This window comes from Nocardia sichangensis, assembly GCF_047200615.1.
In the GTDB taxonomy this organism is placed as follows: Bacteria; Actinomycetota; Actinomycetes; order Mycobacteriales; family Mycobacteriaceae; genus Nocardia; species Nocardia sichangensis.
The window spans coordinates 1-17,454 of the sequence record NZ_JBJZOK010000019.1; the positions used below are offsets into that span (position 1 = coordinate 1).

The 17,454-nt window shown below is 68.4% G+C and carries 22 protein-coding genes; 16 read left to right on the forward strand and 6 right to left on the reverse strand.

Going from position 1 to position 17,454, the window contains the following annotated elements; translation table 11 throughout:
- The 7 genes from ACL03I_RS24510 to ACL03I_RS24540 all read left to right on the forward strand — a co-directional run.
- Positions 1-962 (forward strand): lytic transglycosylase domain-containing protein (locus ACL03I_RS24510; RefSeq protein ID WP_412807036.1); only part of this gene is annotated, 962 nt, incomplete at its 5' end.
- Between the two features lie 114 nt (positions 963-1,076).
- Positions 1,077-1,937 carry a lytic transglycosylase domain-containing protein gene (locus ACL03I_RS24515; protein ID WP_355080424.1) on the forward strand — a complete coding sequence of 287 codons (861 nt, stop codon included), beginning with the start codon at positions 1,077-1,079 and terminating at the stop codon, positions 1,935-1,937.
- Between the two features lie 19 nt (positions 1,938-1,956).
- Entirely contained in the window at positions 1,957-3,093 is a 1,137-nt protein-coding gene (locus tag ACL03I_RS24520) for an Mrp/NBP35 family ATP-binding protein (protein ID WP_412807037.1), read from the forward strand.
- A 48-nt stretch (positions 3,094-3,141) separates the two neighbouring features.
- Complete coding sequence (locus ACL03I_RS24525) at positions 3,142-3,462, forward strand: DivIVA domain-containing protein (RefSeq protein ID WP_039800550.1); 321 nt, start codon at positions 3,142-3,144, stop codon at positions 3,460-3,462.
- Complete coding sequence (locus tag ACL03I_RS24530) at positions 3,429-4,052, forward strand: DNA-3-methyladenine glycosylase I (protein WP_412807038.1); 624 nt, start codon at positions 3,429-3,431, stop codon at positions 4,050-4,052. The genes ACL03I_RS24525 and ACL03I_RS24530 overlap by 34 nt, the downstream gene beginning before the upstream one ends.
- Before the next feature lie 139 nt (positions 4,053-4,191).
- A complete protein-coding gene (locus ACL03I_RS24535) occupies positions 4,192-4,359 on the forward strand; it encodes a DUF3117 domain-containing protein (RefSeq protein ID WP_011211259.1) in 168 nt (55 codons plus the stop codon).
- Positions 4,360-5,235 carry a putative RNA methyltransferase gene (locus tag ACL03I_RS24540; protein WP_412807039.1) on the forward strand — a complete coding sequence of 292 codons (876 nt, stop codon included), beginning with the start codon at positions 4,360-4,362 and terminating at the stop codon, positions 5,233-5,235.
- 9 nt (positions 5,236-5,244) lie between these two features.
- Here the strand turns inward: ACL03I_RS24540 and glgA are convergent, their stop codons facing one another.
- Positions 5,245-6,399 carry a glycogen synthase gene (gene glgA / locus ACL03I_RS24545; protein ID WP_355080430.1) on the reverse strand — a complete coding sequence of 385 codons (1,155 nt, stop codon included), beginning with the start codon at positions 6,397-6,399 and terminating at the stop codon, positions 5,245-5,247.
- A 137-nt stretch (positions 6,400-6,536) separates the two neighbouring features.
- On the opposite strand from glgA, the gene glgC reads away from it, so the two are divergent.
- A complete protein-coding gene (glgC, locus tag ACL03I_RS24550) occupies positions 6,537-7,751 on the forward strand; it encodes a glucose-1-phosphate adenylyltransferase (RefSeq protein WP_355080419.1) in 1,215 nt (404 codons plus the stop codon).
- A 16-nt stretch (positions 7,752-7,767) separates the two neighbouring features.
- On the opposite strand, the gene ACL03I_RS24555 is transcribed toward glgC, so the two are convergent.
- The 3 genes from ACL03I_RS24555 to ACL03I_RS24565 form a co-directional block, all read right to left on the reverse strand.
- On the reverse strand, positions 7,768-7,998 hold the full coding sequence (locus ACL03I_RS24555; protein ID WP_356966614.1) for a hypothetical protein: 231 nt from the start codon (positions 7,996-7,998) through the stop codon (positions 7,768-7,770).
- 225 nt (positions 7,999-8,223) lie between these two features.
- The gene (locus tag ACL03I_RS24560; RefSeq protein WP_356966616.1) at positions 8,224-8,457 is read right to left on the reverse strand and encodes a hypothetical protein; all 234 of its coding nucleotides are present in this window, start codon (positions 8,455-8,457) and stop codon (positions 8,224-8,226) included.
- A 76-nt stretch (positions 8,458-8,533) separates the two neighbouring features.
- Entirely contained in the window at positions 8,534-9,166 is a 633-nt protein-coding gene (locus ACL03I_RS24565) for an O-methyltransferase (protein WP_412807040.1), read from the reverse strand.
- A 288-nt stretch (positions 9,167-9,454) separates the two neighbouring features.
- Between ACL03I_RS24565 and sigE the strand changes: the two genes are divergently transcribed.
- From sigE to ACL03I_RS24605, 8 genes are all read left to right on the forward strand, one after another.
- A complete protein-coding gene (sigE, locus tag ACL03I_RS24570) occupies positions 9,455-10,114 on the forward strand; it encodes an RNA polymerase sigma factor SigE (RefSeq protein ID WP_355080414.1) in 660 nt (219 codons plus the stop codon).
- 61 nt (positions 10,115-10,175) lie between these two features.
- Complete coding sequence (locus ACL03I_RS24575; protein WP_412807041.1) at positions 10,176-10,574, forward strand: hypothetical protein; 399 nt, start codon at positions 10,176-10,178, stop codon at positions 10,572-10,574.
- A 10-nt stretch (positions 10,575-10,584) separates the two neighbouring features.
- Positions 10,585-12,123: a S1C family serine protease gene (locus ACL03I_RS24580; protein ID WP_356966620.1), complete on the forward strand. Its 1,539-nt coding sequence runs from the start codon at positions 10,585-10,587 to the stop codon at positions 12,121-12,123.
- A gap of 113 nt (positions 12,124-12,236) precedes the next feature.
- Positions 12,237-12,452 (forward strand): hypothetical protein, encoded by a 216-nt coding sequence (locus ACL03I_RS24585; RefSeq protein ID WP_412807042.1) that lies wholly within the window; start codon positions 12,237-12,239, stop codon positions 12,450-12,452.
- A 124-nt stretch (positions 12,453-12,576) separates the two neighbouring features.
- Positions 12,577-12,993: a Sec-independent protein translocase protein TatB gene (gene tatB / locus ACL03I_RS24590; protein WP_067804157.1), complete on the forward strand. Its 417-nt coding sequence runs from the start codon at positions 12,577-12,579 to the stop codon at positions 12,991-12,993.
- Between the two features lie 51 nt (positions 12,994-13,044).
- Positions 13,045-13,902 (forward strand): hypothetical protein, encoded by an 858-nt coding sequence (locus ACL03I_RS24595; RefSeq protein WP_412807043.1) that lies wholly within the window; start codon positions 13,045-13,047, stop codon positions 13,900-13,902.
- Between the two features lie 339 nt (positions 13,903-14,241).
- Positions 14,242-14,595 (forward strand): hypothetical protein, encoded by a 354-nt coding sequence (locus ACL03I_RS24600; protein WP_355080405.1) that lies wholly within the window; start codon positions 14,242-14,244, stop codon positions 14,593-14,595.
- Between the two features lie 631 nt (positions 14,596-15,226).
- The gene (locus ACL03I_RS24605; protein ID WP_355080404.1) at positions 15,227-15,562 is read left to right on the forward strand and encodes a hypothetical protein; all 336 of its coding nucleotides are present in this window, start codon (positions 15,227-15,229) and stop codon (positions 15,560-15,562) included.
- A 28-nt stretch (positions 15,563-15,590) separates the two neighbouring features.
- On the opposite strand, the gene ACL03I_RS24610 is transcribed toward ACL03I_RS24605, so the two are convergent.
- Both ACL03I_RS24610 and folP read right to left on the reverse strand, forming a co-directional pair.
- Positions 15,591-16,529 (reverse strand): glucosyl-3-phosphoglycerate synthase, encoded by a 939-nt coding sequence (locus tag ACL03I_RS24610; RefSeq protein WP_355080402.1) that lies wholly within the window; start codon positions 16,527-16,529, stop codon positions 15,591-15,593.
- Positions 16,526-17,410, reverse strand: coding sequence for a dihydropteroate synthase (gene folP, locus ACL03I_RS24615; RefSeq protein WP_356966629.1), 885 nt, complete (start codon positions 17,408-17,410; stop codon positions 16,526-16,528). Before folP ends, ACL03I_RS24610 begins: the two co-directional genes overlap by 4 nt.
- Between the last annotated feature and the right edge of the window lie 44 nt (positions 17,411-17,454).

The window sequence follows — 17,454 nt, forward strand, 5'->3', positions numbered from 1 at the left end:
CGCGGGCGGTGGGTCCGATGCAGTTCTTGCCGGGGACGTGGGGGGTGTATGCGGCGGATGGTAATGGGGACGGGGTGGCCGATCCGCACAATGTGTTCGATGCGGCGTTGGCGGCGGGGAAGTATTTGTGTTCGGGGGGTTTGGATCTGCGGGATCCGGCGCAGGAGTTGCGGGCGGTGTTGCGGTACAACAACTCGATGGCGTACGCGGCGAATGTGTTGAGCTGGGCTCGGGCGTATCGGTCGGGTGGTTCGCCGACGCAGGTGCGGGTGTCGCCGGATCTGGTGGCGCCGGGGTCGTTGCCGCCGGTGGGGCCGGGCACGGACATGACCGCGGTGCGCACCACCACCCCGACCACGGATCCGGCCGGACAGTATCGAGCGCCCCGGCCGCGACCGCAGCCGACGCAGGTGATGATCACGCTTCCCGGTCTGCCGCCGATCCCGTGCGGGATCTTCTGCCCGGCTCCAGCGCCGGTGAATCCCTGTGTCGGGCAATCGGTTCCCGCTCCGATGCCGTTCCCGGACCTACCCGGAACCGCCCGCGTACCGCTCGCACCGCAGCAGCCTTACAGCGCCACACCGGCCGAGCCGCGCAACCCGGGTTCCACCGATCCCGCCGGGGCGGACAAACCCGCGGAGGCCGCTACAGCGGGACAACCCGGCACCGCAGGACAGCCTGCTCCCGCAGGACAACCCGGCACACAGGACCAGCTCGCCGCCGGATGCGGACAGCCGGACACCACGCTCGCCACCGCCGAACCTGCCCCCATCCCGGGTGACCTACCCGCCCGCGACAACGAGTCTCGCCGCGAATCCGAACCCGCCGCCACCACCACACCACCCGCACCGGAACCCGAATCGGCGACCGCCGCCGAACCCACACCCACGCCGCCGCCCGGAATCACCCTGCCGTTCGGCATCGTCATCCCCCTTCCCGCGCCACCCGCGCCCCAGCAGTGATTCAAACCTGGCATCAGATCACGAAGCAGTAACAAAAAGATCTCGGATGCGGTACCCTTCCCCTTGGTTCCGTAACAAAGGGCTCACAGCGAGCCATGGGAGGGTCACCACACCGTGGGGCGTCATCGAAAACAACCGCCTGCCACCGTTCGACGGAGTTCCGTCATCGCGTTGACCGGATTGGTTCCCGCAGGGCTCGTATCCGTCACGGCCGCCTCCGAGGTAGGCGAGGCAGCGCCGCTCGCGACCGCCGTCCATACGCCGGAGGGCCAGGACGTTCAGGGCGCCGCGCAATCGATGGTCGAGCCCGTCGCCGGGACCGAATTCCTCGCTCACGCAATGGCCAAGGCCGCGCCCACGGCGACGCCCGTGGTGAAAACCGTTGCGCTGCCCAGTGGTCGGCAGGCCGCCGCCATGCAGGCCGGGCCGCTTGGTGTCCCCGGCATCGCCGTCGCCGCCTATCAGAACGCGGAACGGGTCCTGGCCGCCGAGAACCCGGTGTGCGGCATGCCGTGGTCGCTGCTGGCCGGTATCGGCCGGGTCGAGTCCACCCACGCGTACGGCGGCAAAGCCGACGCCGACGGCAACCCGCTCAGCCCCGTCTACGGGCCCGTGCTGGACGGTTCGCTCAACGGCAACCACGTCGTCCGGGATTCCGACGACGGCGCGCTGGACGGCTTGGACAGCTACGACCGCGCGATCGGCCCGATGCAGTTCCTGCCCGACACCTGGAAGCGCTACGGGGCCGACGGCAACGGCGACGGCATCGCCGATCCGCAGAACCTCTTCGACGCCGCGCTGACGGCGGGGAGGTACCTCTGCGACGGCGGCCTGAACATGCGCGACCTGGCGCAACAGTCCAAGGCGATCCTGCGCTACAACCACTCCATGGCCTATGTCGCGAACGTCATGGCATGGGAGACCTCCTACAGCACGGGGGTCGCACCCCGGGCCGGAGACCTGCCCAAAATTTGACACGCCTAAAATTCCGGCCATGCCAGTGGTTACGGAATCGGATGTGCGGGGTGCCCTCGCGAAGGTCGACGACCCGGAGATCCGCAAGCCGATCACCGAACTGGGCATGGTGAAAAGCGTCGTCATCGGCGCTGATAGCGATGTCCACGTGGAGATCTATCTGACGACGGCGGGCTGCCCCCTGCGCACCGAGATCACGCAGCGGGTGAGCAAGGCCATCGCCGACGTGCCTGGTGTGGGCGCCGTCAGCGTCGACCTCGACGTGATGGACGACGAGCAGCGCACCGCACTGCGCAAGCAGCTGCGCGGCGACTCCGCCGATCCGGTCATCCCCTTCGCCCAGCCCGGCTCGCTGACCCGCGTCTACGCCGTCGCCTCCGGAAAGGGCGGCGTCGGCAAGTCCAGCGTGACGGTCAACCTTGCCGCGGCCATGGCCGCGCGTGGCCTGTCGGTCGGCGTGCTGGACGCCGACATCTACGGTCATTCCATCCCGCGCATGCTCGGCACCGACGCCAGGCCGACGCAGGTGGAGCGGATGATCATGCCGCCGGTCGCGCACGACGTGAAGATGATCTCGATCGCGCAGTTCACCCAGGGAAACACCCCCGTGGTCTGGCGCGGCCCGATGCTGCACCGGGCGTTGCAGCAGTTCCTCGCCGACGTGTTCTGGGGCGACCTCGACATCCTTTTGCTGGATCTGCCGCCGGGCACCGGCGACGTCGCGATCTCCATCGCACAGCTGATCCCGAACGCCGAGATCCTGGTCGTCACCACCCCGCAGCCCGCCGCCGCGGAGGTGGCCGAGCGGGCGGGCGCGATCGCGTTGCAGACCCGGCAGCGCATCGCGGGCGTGGTGGAGAACATGTCCTGGCTGGACCTGCCGGACGGCACCCGGATGGACCTGTACGGCTCCGGCGGCGGGCAGGCCGTCGCCGACCGGCTCACCCGCGCCGTCGGTGCGAGCGTGCCGCTGCTCGGCCAGATCCCCATCGAACAGGCGCTGCGCGAAGCGGGCGACGAAGGTACTCCGATCGTGCTGCGCGATCCGGAGAACTCGGCCGCCAAGGCCCTGCTGGAGGTCGCCGACAAGCTCGCCGTCCGACGTCGCGGCCTCGCGGGCATGTCGCTCGGCATCGACACCACCCGGCATTTGTAGGGCCACGCGCGAGCCCGACTGTCGGTGCTCGCTAATAAGCTCGGTCCCATGCTCACCATGCTGTTGTACGTGCTGATCGTCGGCTTGGTCGCCGCGGTGCTGTTCCTACTGGCCAGTGCGGTGTTCGGGCGGGCGGAGGAACTCGGGCCGCTGCCGGAGGGTACGACGGCCACCGTGCTGCCGGTGGAAGGGATCACCGGGGCGGACGTGCGCGCGTTGCGATTCCAGCAGGTGGTGCGCGGCTACAAAGCCGGAGAGGTGGATTGGGCGCTGGCCCGGCTGGCCGCGCGGATCGATGAGCTCCAGCACCAACTGGCCGAGGCGCAGGCCGCGCGATGGCAGACGCCGATCGCGCCGGAGTCGAAATGAGCGCCCTCGCCGACGACGGACTGATCCGCTGCGCGTGGCCGTTGGATTCCCAGCTCTACCGGGACTATCACGACTACGAGTGGGGCAAGCCCCTGCACGGCGACGACGCGTTGTTCGAACGGCTCTGCTTGGAGGCGTTCCAATCCGGGTTGTCCTGGCTGACCATCCTGCGCAAACGCCCGGCCTTCCGCGCGGCGTTCGCAGATTTCTCGATCGCGCGAGTCGCGGAGTTCGGTGCCGACGACGTCGCCCGGCTGATGGCCGACGCCGGCATCGTCCGCAACCGCCTCAAGATCGACGCGGCCATCGCCAACGCACGCGTCGCGCGTGACCTCGACGTCAGCTTGGACGAGTTGCTCTGGTCGTTCGCCCCGCGGCCGCGCCCGCGCCCGCGCTCCGGCGCCGAGGTGCCCGCCACCACGCCCGAATCCACCGCCATGGCAAAAGAATTGAAACGGCGTGGATTCCGGTTTGTCGGACCGACCACGGCGTACGCCCTGATGCAGGCGACCGGAATGGTCGATGATCATGTGGCCGACTGCTGGGTGGGCAGCGCCCGGCCCGAGACAGGCCGACCGGTCACTTTTTGAACTCAGCTATCCGTCCCTATCGGCGATAGGGAAGAATGGGACGGGTGTAGCTCGCCAAACGCCGGCGAGCTCGCTGGTTGGTGACAACTGGAGTTCCAAAAAGTGCGCAAGGACCGCGCAGATCTGGAGGGAGCAGAGGATGGCGGCCATGAAGCCCCGTACCGGGGACGGTCCCCTCGAGGCAACCAAAGAAGGGCGTGGAATCGTCATGCGGGTTCCACTCGAGGGTGGCGGGCGTCTGGTCGTCGAGCTCACGCCGGACGAAGCAGCGGCGCTCGGTGACGAACTGAAGAGCGTCACGAGCTGAGTGGCCCCGGCTGAGCACTCGGCCCTCGCCGACGCGGCCGACGTCCTGGCCTGCCCGGAATGCCTGCGGGCGCACCGGGATGCCGCGTCGCTCGCGCTCGAACCGCGGGATCGAGCACTGCGCTGCGGTCGCGGCCACAGTTTCGACGTCGCCAGGCAGGGCTACGTCAGCCTGCTGACCGGTGCGTCGACCAAGATGACCGGGGACACCGCGGCCATGCTCGACGCCCGCGCCGCCTTCCAGAGCGAGGGCCACTTCAGGCCGATCGCGGACGCTGTGGCGCGCGCCGCCACGGCGCGCCGGACGGACGGTCCGGTGCTGGAGGTCGGCGCGGGCACCGGCTACTACCTCGCCCGGGCACTCGACGCCGCTCCCCCGGCTGTCGGCATCGGGCTGGACGTGGCCAAACCCGCCGTCCGGCGATGCGCCCGCGCGCACCCGCGCGCCGCGGCGGTGCTGGCCGACGCGTGGCGCGGGTTACCGATCCGCGACGGCGCGCTCGCCTGCGTACTCTCCGTCTTCGCCCCGCGCAATCCCGGCGAGATCGCCAGGGTGCTCACCGAGGACGGTCGCTTCGTTGTCGCCACACCCACCGAGCGCCACTTGGGCGAACTGATCGAGCCGCTGGACATGGTGCGGGTCGACCCCGACAAGAACAGCAGGCTCGACGCCGCGATGACGGGACATCTCGAACCCGTGGACCGGACATTGATCGAGTATCCGATGACGCTCGCCAGAACCGATGTCGTACATGTGGTCGGCATGGGTCCGTCCGCGCATCACGCGGCCGCCGGAGCGGAGCGTCTCGCGCGGCTGCCGGAGACCGTCGAGGTCACCGCGTCGGTCGTCGTCGGCACCTACCGCCGGGCGGCATGATCGCCCGGCTCAGCCTTTTCTGACCTCGTCGTAGACCGCGACCGTGCGCGCCGCGATGCGTGACCAGTCGAATTCGGAGATCGCGCGCTCGCGCCCCGCGGCGCCCAGCCGAGCGGACAGCTCCGGATCACCGGCCACTTCGTTCACGGCGGCGGCGAGTCCGTGCTCGTAGTCCTCGGCTGCGCCCGCGTCGTAGTGCACCAGTCGGCCGTTGCGGTCGTCGACCACCTCGGGGATGCCGCCCACGTCGGAGGCGACCACCGCGGTCGCGCAGGCCATCGCCTCCAGATTGACGATGCCCAGCGGCTCGTACACCGACGGGCACACGAACAGTGCCGACGCGGCGAGAATCTGCCGGATCCGCTCGGTCGGCAGCATCTCGCGCACCCAGAACACCCCACCGCGCCGCTGTCGCAGCTCCTGGACGGCCGTGGCGACCTCGTGCTCCAGCTCCGGCGTGTCCGGCGCGCCCGCGCACAGCACGAGCTGGATGTCGGGGTCGAAGTCGCGGGCGGCCGCCAGCAGGTGGCCGACGCCCTTCTGGCGCGTGATGCGGCCGACGAAGGCGACGAGGGGAAGGTCGGCCCGCACGCCGAGTTCGGTGAGCACCGACGGCTCGCCGCCCGCCGGGGGGCCGGGATGCCAGACCGCCCCGTCGATGCCGTTGTGCACCACATGTACACGGTCCGGGTCCACCGCAGGGTAGGCGTCGAGCACGTCGTGGCGCATGCCCTCGCTCACCGCGATGACGGCGTCGGCGTGCTCGACGGCGTTGCGCTCCGACCAGGACGACAGCCGGTAGCCGCCGCCGAGCTGCTCGGCCTTCCACGGCCTGCGCGGCTCCAGGGAATGGGCGGTCAGCACGTGCGGGACGCCGTAGAGGGCCGCGGCCAGATGGCCGGCCAAGCCGCTGTACCAGGTATGCGAGTGCACCACGTCCACATCGCCCACCGCGTCGGCCATCCGCAACTGGGCGGACATCATCTGCAGCGCGGCGTTGGCGGCGTAGAGCGACGGATCCGGTTGGTGGACCACGGCATCGGCGCGGTCGACACCCATGCAATGCACGGTCACCTCGCACAGTTGACGCAAATGCGCCGTCAACTGCGTGACGTGCACCCCGGCCCCCCCGTACACCTCGGGCGGATACTCGCGGGTCAGCATCGCGACGCGAAGCCGGTCCCGTTCGCCGGAATCCACCGGCGAACGTCCGCCATCCGTGCCGAAACTCACCGATCCAAACTAAACGTTCGCGTCCGCGGCGGCCACTCACGGGCGCTTCACCCGGTAGTTTGGCAGGTGTGAGGAGCCAGCCGCACGTACTCGGAATCGTGCTCGCCGGTGGTGAGGGCAAGCGACTCTTTCCACTCACGGCCGACCGCGCCAAGCCCGCCGTCCCGTTCGGCGGCGCCTACCGTCTCATCGATTTCGTACTCAGCAATCTGGTCAACGCGGGTTTCCTGCGGCTGTGCGTGCTCACCCAGTACAAGTCGCATTCGCTCGACCGGCACATCTCGCAGACCTGGCGGTTGTCCGGTTTCGCGGGCGAGTACATCACCCCCGTGCCCGCCCAGCAGCGGCTGGGACCGCGCTGGTACACCGGCAGCGCGGACGCGATCCTGCAATCACTGAACCTGATCTACGACGAGGACCCGGAATACATCGCGGTTTTCGGCGCCGATCACGTCTACCGGATGGACCCGGAGCAGATGGTGCGCCATCACATCGATTCCGGTGCCGGTGTAACCGTGGCCGGCATCCGGGTGCCGCGCAGCCAGGCGAGCGCGTTCGGCTGCATCGATAGCGACGAGTCCGGCCGCATCACGCAGTTCCTGGAGAAGCCCGCGCATCCGCCCGGCACCCCGGACGACCCGAACGTCACCTTCGCGTCCATGGGCAACTACGTCTTCACCACCAAGGTGCTGGTGGACTCGATCCGGGCGGACGCGGACAACTCCGACTCCGACCACGACATGGGCGGCGACATCATCCCGGCCCTCGTCGCGGCGGGGCAGGCCGGTGTCTACGACTTCGCCGACAACGACGTGCCGGGCGCCACCGACCGCGACCGCGGCTACTGGCGCGATGTCGGGACCATCGACGCGTTCTACGACGCGCACATGGACCTGGTCTCGGTGCATCCGGTGTTCAATCTCTACAACCGTCACTGGCCGATCCGCGGGGCGACCGAGAACCTTCCGCCCGCCAAGTTCGCCCAGGGCGGCCTGGCGCAGGAATGCATCGTGGGCGCGGGCAGCATCCTGTCGGCCGCCACCGTCCGCAATTCGGTGCTCAGCGGCAACGTCATGGTCGACGACGGCGCCACTGTCGAGGGGTGCGTGCTCATGCCCGGCGTGCGGATCGGGCGCGGCGCGGTGGTACGGCACGCCATTCTGGACAAGAACGTCGTCGTCGGCGAGGGCGAGATCATCGGAGTGGACCTGGCGCGCGACCGCAGCCGCTTCGCCGTGAGCAACGGCGGTGTCGTCACGGTCGGCAAGGGCGTCTGGGTGTAGTACCGCCTGGATCGGGCTAGGGCGCGCCCGGCTCGGGCGCGGGCGAATTGATGCAGAACGGCGCGCAAGGGCCCGGGGTGCGTGGCACGGTGGATTTCGAGGCGCCGCCGAAATCGGCGGTACTCACCAAATAGACCACCAGCACGGCGAACAACAGCACCGCGGCGAAAGCGATCATGGTCCGGCCCCAATGAATCGGCTTCGGACGACGCTCGTCTTCGTCCCAGAGAAACATCATCATCACCATGCCGCACCCGCCTCCGGATCCACTCGGAACATGACTTCCACCAGTATCGGGGATCTTCGGTCTTTCGCGGCATCATGCGCCGAACCGTGCTCGTTCGGTGGCTGTTTCGCGAACGCCGGCGGGTGGTGCGGCTGCGATGAAGAAACGGCACGGCGGCCAGGAATTCCGGAAAAACTTCGGCGGCAGGCCTATTCGGCCGGAGTACGCGCGCGGTCGACAGCGGGATTACGGGGCGGGCGGGGCGACGTTCTGGGTGCAGAACGGCTCACAGGGACCGGGGGTAGGCGTGGTTTTCGCCGGGCCGGTGTCGAAATCGGTGTTGCTCACCACCACCATCACCAGCACCGCTCCCAGAATCACGAGCAGCAGGGCCATCATCGTCGGCCGCAACCAACTCGTGCGCCGTTCGGTCACGACTTCCCCCATAGCCGCTACTTCGAGGGGTGTTAGTTCACGCATAACTGTTTTCCTCACTGAGTTCTTTCTCAGCGCATACCCCGGATTCCGGGGTGGAATCAGACTGCTCCGCGAATCGCTAACCGCGTGAGGCGCAAAGCAATCCGTCGCCGACCGGAATCAGCACGCAGGTGAGTTCCGGATTCTCCGCGACGGCGCGGGTGGCGGCGCGCACCGCCTGCGTGGCCGGATCACGTTGCGCCGGATCGGGTACGCGCCCGCCCAGCAGCGCGTTGTGCAGCAGGATGGCGCCGCCGTCGCGCAGCAGCCGCACGGCCTGAGCGACGTACTCCGGGTGCTCCAGCGGCGCGGCGTCGATGAAGACCAGGTCGTAGGCGCCGTCGGCCAGCCGGGGCAGCACGTCCAGCGCCCGCCCGTTGATCAGGCGGGTGCGCGCGGGCGGGATGTCGGCGGCGCGGAACGCCTCCTTGGCCGCGCGCTGGTGTTCCGGCTCCGAATCGATGGTGGTGAGCGTGCCGTCCTCGCGCATGCCGTCGAGCAGCCACAGGCCGCTGATGCCCGCGCCGGTGCCGACCTCGACCACCGCGCGCGCACCGAGCAACTGCGCGTACATGCTCAGCAGCGCACCCACCGAGGGCGGCACGGGTATCGCGCCGAGTTCGGTGGCCCGTTCCCGCGCGCTGACGAGGATTTCGTCTTCCACGACGGATTCCTCCACATAGGCGAGATTCCGCTCCAGATTCGATGCCACGGGTATGAGGCTAACGCCGGGCGGGTGATCTCGGCGTTCCGGACAACACGCGCCGCCCGCCATTTCCGCCGCCGGTTTTCTCAGGTGACCCTCAGCATCTCCATAACCCGGCCATATCAGGACCAGAAAGAGTATGGGCATCGCAAGACCACCGACCGTGCATTAACACGGGACGCGGGAACAACGACATACCGGTTGTCGGTTGTATCCGTACGTGACGGACCGTAGACCCGGCCCCGAGCGAGTTCCCGACGTTTGCGGTCCCTAGTAGGAGGTAGCCCCATCCACATGGTCGATGCGGCGCGCGAATACGCCACCCTGCCCGAGCAGATCCTGCCGGTCGAGGCCGAGTCCGCCGAGGACGCGGTCGAGCTGACCGGGACTGCTGCCTTCGATGCCACCGGCGACCGGTCGGCGATGCCCACGTGGGACGAACTCGTCCGCGAGCACGCGGACCGGGTCTATCGCCTGGCCTACCGACTCTCCGGCGACGCACAGGACGCGGAGGACCTCACCCAGGAGACGTTCATCCGGGTGTTCCGTTCGCTGTCGAATTACCAACCGGGCACCTTCGAGGGATGGCTGCACCGCATCACTACCAACCTGTTCCTGGACATGGTGCGCCGCCGCAACCGGATCAGGATGGAAGCGCTGCCCGAGGACTACGACCGGGTGCCCGCCGAGGGCCCGGGGCCGGAGCAGGCCTACCACGACGCCCGGCTGGATCCCGACCTGCAATCGGCTCTGGATTCGCTCGCGCCGGAGTTCCGCGCGGCCGTGGTCCTGTGCGATATCGAGGGGCTGTCCTACGAGGAGATCGGCGCTACGCTCGGCGTGAAACTGGGCACTGTGCGCAGTCGGATCCACCGTGGACGCCAAGCCCTGCGCGACTACCTTGCGCATAATGGAAGTGAGCAGCGGTTCGCCGCTGACGCGAACATAGGGTGATTCGTCGGAAGCCGGCATCGCCCGAACATCGGTCGATGTCGGTTGGAAGGGTGAGCACCGAATGAGTGGCGACTTCAGCACGTCCGGTCGTCGTCCGCCCCGTTTTCGCCCCACCGAGCATTTGGCGAGCGAGGCGATCGCGGCGTACGTGGACGGTGAGTTGCGGATGAACGCCTACCTGCGTGCCGCTCAGCACCTCTCGCTGTGTCCCGAATGCGCGGCCGAGGTCGATGCCCAGCAACAGGCGCGCATCGCACTGCGGCACGCAGGCCAGGTCGCGATTCCGACCGGGCTGCACGACAGCCTGACCAAAATTCCCCTCGCGGAGTTGCCCGGCGGCGCGTCCAGTGGCCGGACGCCCGCCCCGACCTCCGGTCAGTCCGGGCGTAACGACGCGGTTTTCGGGTTTCTGACCGATTCGTTCACCGCGACCCGGTGGACCACGTGGTGGCGCAAGTAGAGTTTCCCGAGTGACCACCGAATCGACGAATTCCGGATCGGCCGACACCTCGGATTCGGCGGCCAACCGCGGGAATCTCCGTCCTCCGGACGCACCCGTGCTCGGTCCGCGCCCGGTCTACCGGCCCCATGTCGACACGCACACGGCGCGGGCCTTCCGCAGACCGTCCGGCCTGTCCGGTTCGTTCGCCGAGCCGCTGCCGCTCCGTAAGGCGGGCGCGGCGCCGCAATCCGGTCCCGAACTGCAGAACCGTCCGCCCGACGCGGTGCTGGCCGAGGCTTTCGGCCGTCCAGAAGGCTCCAGCGAACTCCTGCAGCGCGATCCCGACGCGGCCGGTGGCCAGGCTCCCGCTGCCGGACCGGCCGATCCATGGCGCGACCCGGAGGCGGTCGCCCGCCTCGGAGCCCCCGCGGTGCCCACACCCAAACCGCAGGCGCTGCCGCAGGCCGAGAAGCTCAGCGCCCGCGAAGTGCTGTTCGGCTCCCGAGTCGCGCCCAAGGCGCTGGCCCTACTCGCGCTCGTCGCACTCGTCATCGGCCTGCTCGGCGGGCTGGTCGGCCGCCTGACCGCGGAAACCGCCTCGACGCTGACCTCCCGCAAGGTGGCCCTCGAACAGGGCGGCGACGGAAACCGCCCGCACGGCCTGATCGCAAAGGTCGCCAACGCCGTGTTGCCCTCGGTCGTCTCCATCCGCGTGACCGTCGGTGAGAACGGCGCCACCGGCTCCGGCGTGGTGATCGACGGCGGCGGCTACGTCGTCACCAACAACCACGTCGTCTCGATGGCCGCCCAGGACAAGACCAACCGATCCGCGATCCAGGTGCAGTTCTCCGACGGCACCAGGGTGCCCGCCCAGATCGTCGGCCGCGACCCGAAGACCGACCTGGCCGTCCTGAAGGTCGATGTGAAGAATCTCACCGTCGCTCAGCTCGGCAAATCCGGCAACGTACAGGTCGGCGACGACGTGCTGGCCATCGGATCGCCGCTCGGCCTGAGCAAGACCGTCACCTCCGGCATCGTCAGCGCCTTGCACCGCCCGGTGAAACTGGAGGGCGAGGGCAGCGACACGAAGGCCGTGATCGACGCCGTGCAGACCGACGCGTCGATCAACCCCGGTAACTCCGGTGGCGCTCTGGTGGACATGGACGGCCGGGTCATCGGCATCAACACCGCCATCCGCAGCGAGACCGGCGGCTCGGTCGGCCTCGGCTTCGCCATCCCGGTGGACAAGATGACCGAGGTCGCGCAGACCTTGATCCGTGACGGTGTGGTGCACCATCCGACCATGGGTCTGTCCCTCCGCACCAAGACGGTCGCCAATGACGTCATGAGCGGAGCCGCGGTGGCCGACGTGTCGCCGAACGGCCCGGCCGCGCGGGCGGGCATCGTCGAAGGCGATGTCATCGTGCGCGTCGGCGATCGGGAGGTCACCAGCTCCGACGAGTTCACGGTGGCCGAACAGTCCAGCAAGATCGGCCAGACCGTGGTCGTCCAGCTCATCCGCGACGGCCGCCGAGTCGACGTCCCGGTGACCCTGGAATCCGACTAGCAGTTCCCCGCGCCAACTAATAACGCAGAACCCCAATTATTTTCGCTAGACGCCGCAAAACCGCGGCGGATAGAGTCACGCTGTCGAAATCCAGCAGCACGGGGAGGGCTGTGATGCGTCATCTCGCCATTTTCATTCTCGGATCCACTATGGCGGCGGTCGCCACCGTGGGGCTGTCCGCGGCACCGGCCGGCGCTACCACGAACGACACTTACGTCGACTGGTTCGACTGCCGCCCGGGTGGAGGGCACACCGCGGTCGCGACGGACGGCGTGGAGTACTGCTACGGCGGCATACACAACGGCAAGACTGTGATCTACCCCACATAGATTCCTTTTCTTGTACGTGCGGTGGGTGCTGTACGGCCTGGAAAAGCCCGGACAACACCCACCGTTCATTTCCCGGTCGGCTATCAATGGACGACCCGCTGACCGGGCCAGGTAGCCTGGTTACGTGTTCAGCAACATCGGCTGGAGCGAGATGGTCATCCTGCTCGTCGCCGCCCTCGTGATTCTCGGCCCGGAGCGCTTGCCCGGTGCCGTGCGCTGGACCACGCGCAGCCTGCGGCAGGTGCGTGATTACGCGAGTGGCGCCACGTCTCAGCTGAAAGAGGAATTGGGGCCGGAGTTCGAGGATCTGCGTAAACCGCTGGCCGACCTGAACCAACTGCGCGGTATGACGCCGCGGGCGATGGTGACCAAACATCTTCTCAACGGCGATGATTCGCTGTTCCGGGATTTCGACAGCGCGCTGCCCGATCCCAAGGACCTGTACAGCACGAACAGCGGGATGCCGGACTATCCGATGCCCAAGTTGGATAAGCCGTTGGAGCGCAACGAACGTCCTCCGATCGACACCGACGCCACCTGAACGTCAAGAAGACTAGACACATTGAGCTGTTCAGCTGTCTAGACTTCGCACATGTCGGCCGATGACGTGGCGCGCGTGTTCGCGATCGAGGACAAGGTCGAGCGACTGAAGGCGGCCACCGACGGGGTGGCGGCGGCCCAGCAGACCATCAACGAACTGACCAGGATTCGGCGTGCCGTGATCCGGGAGCTCCATGCCGAAGGCTGGACGTTCGCCAGAATCGGTGCGGCGGCCGGGCTTTCCCGGGCCCGTATCCACCAGGTGAGTACGCAGGGACCCGCGCCGGAAGGACTGTTCTTCGGGCACGGCTCGCTCACCGTGCTCGTCCCGGAGGTGCGCGCAGGGCGGGTGATCGGCGCGCCGGATCCCGCGGCGCCGCAACGATTGGCCGAGCTGCTACGCGAACTCGGTTTCAGCGTGGCGGTCGAGCATTTCCTACCGGGCCGTCCGGTCGATTTGCGGCGGGACGGCTTGATCGTGCTGGGCGGGCCGGAACTGTCCCCGAGCTTGCGTCAGTTGGTCGCCGCGGACCCACGATTGCGCCGCGCCGTAGCCATAATGGGTGACGCGCGCCGGGGCATCGAGGACCGGGCGGCCCGACGGGTCTACCGGCCGGGCGGACCCGAACCGCACGACATCGCCTACCTGGGCAGGCTTCCCAGGCCCGACGGGCGGGGCAGCGTATTGATGATCGACGGCATGCATCCGCCGGGCTCGCTCGGCGCGATCCGGCTGCTCGCCACCCGGCTGGCCACCCTGCACGAACGAGCGAGCAATCACCTGTTCTCCGTGCTGATCGCCTGTCGCTTCGACCGTGCCACCGGCGAACCGCTGGAGGCCGAGCTGCTCACGCCGGTCTACCGCCACGATCCCGAGAACAGATCGCCCGCAACGGGTCTGCGCCGCTGAGCCGCGACCCGGGTGAAGGCGCTGCGGATCCGCCCCGAGATGCCCGGCGCGTCGGACATACTGAGACAACGGATTTCAGCAAATATCTGGTCATCATGACCGAGCGCAGAACGCGCGCAATCAGCGCAGCAGAAAATGACTCGAGCCGCCGAACGGGCACCACTAGCTCTGCTGATCACCTGTTCACAGCGACTCTCTCGACTTAAAAAGCAGCCGCACATTATGTGCCCCAGGTCACCACCCCTCCCCCGAGTGCGTTCATACGCGGATGATTGAATAGCTGGACGATAACCGCTCTCCGAGAAACGGCCGCGTGAGGCGTCCGGCAAGGAGGAAATCGTGAATCCGCTATTGCTGATCGGCGGGGCCGTCCTGGCGGTGGGCCTGGTCGGCCTGATCATCAGTGTGCTGCTGCGGCCGACCGGGTCGAAGGCTCATGTGACCGTCGCCGATCTCCAGGCCCGGCTCGCGCGGGAGCAGTCGGCTCCGTCACCCGAGGCGGACGGCCCGGTGGACGGTGAACCGGAATCCGGCTCGCCGAATACCGACGCCGAGTCGGTCGATCCCGGGCGCGAGGAACGCGAGCAATCCGGCACCGAGGCCGACGAGCCCCGTGACGCTGCCGCGGATTCGGCGACCGAGGACGATGCGAACCAGGTACTGCTGCCGGATCATCGTCGCCGCAACCAATAGCCTTCGGTTAACCAGCGGCCGGCACAGCGGAAATTCACCGATTTCTCGGGCTCAACGCGCTGCGGCCGGACCCGATGCGCGAAGCGCCGGCGCCAAGCGCGCGGCACTCGGGTAATTGCTCACCCTGCTGTCACACGAGTCGGTCACGTCGGCACACGTGGTGGAACGATCAGCCCCGGACCCCGGGAGTTCGAAGCCGCGTTGACCGGTCCAGCGTCCACGGCCACAGGCCGTCGGATACGCCGAGGCAGTCGTCCTGACGTCGGGGCATACAGTGCGGAACAGCGACGGGGACTCGGCGCGCGGACGAGACGGCCACCTCCCTCGTCGCCCAGGTTCCGGCCGAGCGCGGCGGCACTCCACTTCCCCGATGCAGCGCATCGAGGGGACCCATTCGCCGGCTGATCAGCTCGAAGTTCGTACGTGTGGCGGATTGGACCGCCGGTCGGCGGGAATACCGGCCCCAGAGCCGCACATACCGGTCGGCGGCGCGTCCAATCCCACTTGCACGACGCGCTCACTCGGCCCACACTTGATTTGCTGAAAATTAACTGCACGTTGGTGACGGTGCGTTGCGCTTCGGCCCCGCCACGTTCTGCCCGGCCCGCCCCACCGAGAGGAGAAATGCGCCGTGACCGCCACCCAGATCGCCGTCCTCTGCTCGCTCGTCGGCGCGGCGAGCCTGCTCGCCACCATCGGGTTGCTGCACGGACCGGCGAACCGGCGGCGCCGGGTCGGCGTCACCGAGCACGTGATCGCGGAACAACTGCCCGCCCCCGCGCTCCCGGTCTGTCCGATCGGCAGGCCGCAGCGACTACCCGTCGAGCCCTTGACGGTGGCGGAGGCGCACGAACTCATGCAGCGCCACCGGATCTGTGAACCCTCCGAGTGCGTCTACAAGTACGCGGCCTTCCGGACTCTGATCGAGGCGGGATACATGCGCGACCCGCATGCGGAAGGGGCCTGACCGCATCCGCATGCGGCGCGAGAACGGATCAGGCCGCGGCGCAGGCCGGCCGGAGGGTGTTCATCGGCGGGCGGTCCAGCAGGGAGACCTCGGTGCGGTGCGCGGTGAACTCGTCGCCGATCAGCGGGAACTGGGTCAGCGCGGCGCCGGAGTCCTGGATACCGCTGCGACCGAGCACGGTGCCGAGGATCTGGCGGCTCATCACCCCCAGGTCGGCCAGCGGACGGTTGCGATGTGTGCGCACACCCAGGTTGACCTGGCCGATCGCGGACATGCCGAGCCGGTCGTAGGTGTCGAGCAACAGCCCGATCTCCACCCCGTAGCCCGGGGCGAACGGCACCGAGGTGAGCAGTTCGCGGGTGCCCGCGTACTCGCCGCCGAGCGGCTGCAACACCTGCGACAGCTCCGGTCGCAGCGCGGCCAGGAGGGGCCGGGCGACCAGTTCGGTGACGCGGCCGCCGCCATGCGCGTCCACCGCGCCGCCTTGCCGCAACGGCCTGCGGTAATACGCTTTGGCCAGGTGCATGTCGTCCACCGTGAGCAGCGGACCGAGCAGCTTCGGCACGAAGGCGGGATCCGGGTCGATGAGGTCGGAGTCGACGAAGGCGATCAGATCGCCGCTGGTCACCGCCAGCGAGCGCCACAGCACTTCGCCCTTGCCCGCAACCGGCTCCAGCTCCGGAACCGCCTGCTCGCGGCTGATCACCTCGGCGCCCGCGGCGCGGGCCCGCTCCGCGGTGGCGTCGGTCGAGCCGGAGTCCAGCACGATCAGCTCGTCCACCAGTGTGCCGAGCAGCGGCCGGATGCTGGCCACCACGTCGGCCACGGTCCGTTCTTCGTTCAGCGCGGGCAGCACCACCGACACGGTGCGCCCGGCTTTAGCGGAGACGAGTTCGTCCACGCGCCAGTTCGGGGTGTCCCAGGTATTGGTCGTCGCCCAGGCGGGCTCACGGTGTTGAAATGTCATGCCAGACCTCGCAAGGTTCGTGCGGGGGGCCGGATGCCCTGGATAGCGGCGATCATGTCCACGACCCGCCGGGTCGCTGCGACTTCGTGGACACGAAAAACTCTGGCGCCTGCCGCCGCCGACCACGCTGTCGCCGCCAAAGTGCCCTCCAGCCGTTCGGAAAGACCGACACCTAGAGTCTCCCCGATGAAATCCTTGTTGCTCAGCGCCATCAAGACTGGCCATCCGGTTTTTACAAGAACGTCGACTCGGCGCAACAGTTCGAGACCGTGATAAGTGTTTTTGCCGAAATCATGCGTCGGATCGATCAGGATCGAATCCCGGCGCACTCCCGCGGCGAGCGCTTCCTCGGCGGCCCGCACCACGGTTCCGGTGACCTCCTCCACCACGTCGGTGTATCGGACGCGGTGCGGCCTGGTGCGCGGCACCGCGCCACCGGTATGGCTGCACACCACACCCGCACCGTGCGCGGCGGCCACCGGAACGAGATCGGGGTCGGCGCCGGCCCAGGTGTCGTTGATCAGATCCGCCCCCTCGCCCACCGCCGCCAACGCAACATCGGCGCGCCAGGTGTCGACGCTGATCAGTAGCTCCGGGTACTTCGCGCGAATGGCCGCGACGAACGGCACCACCCGGCGCGTCTCCTCGGCCGCGTCCACCGAATCACCCGGCCCGGCTTTCACCCCGCCGATGTCGACGAGATCGGCGCCCTCGTCCACCGCGCGCGCCACGGCATCCATGGCCGCCGCATCGGTGAACGTGGCGCCGCGGTCGTAGAACGAGTCCGGGGTGCGGTTCACGATCGCCATCACGAGCGCCCGATCCGTCGCCACCGGCCGCCCGCACAGCGTGGGAAGCGGGGCCGCGGTCGAGCTGAACATGTCGCTCTCCCGCCTCTCCGCGAATCAGGCCGTACAAATCAGGA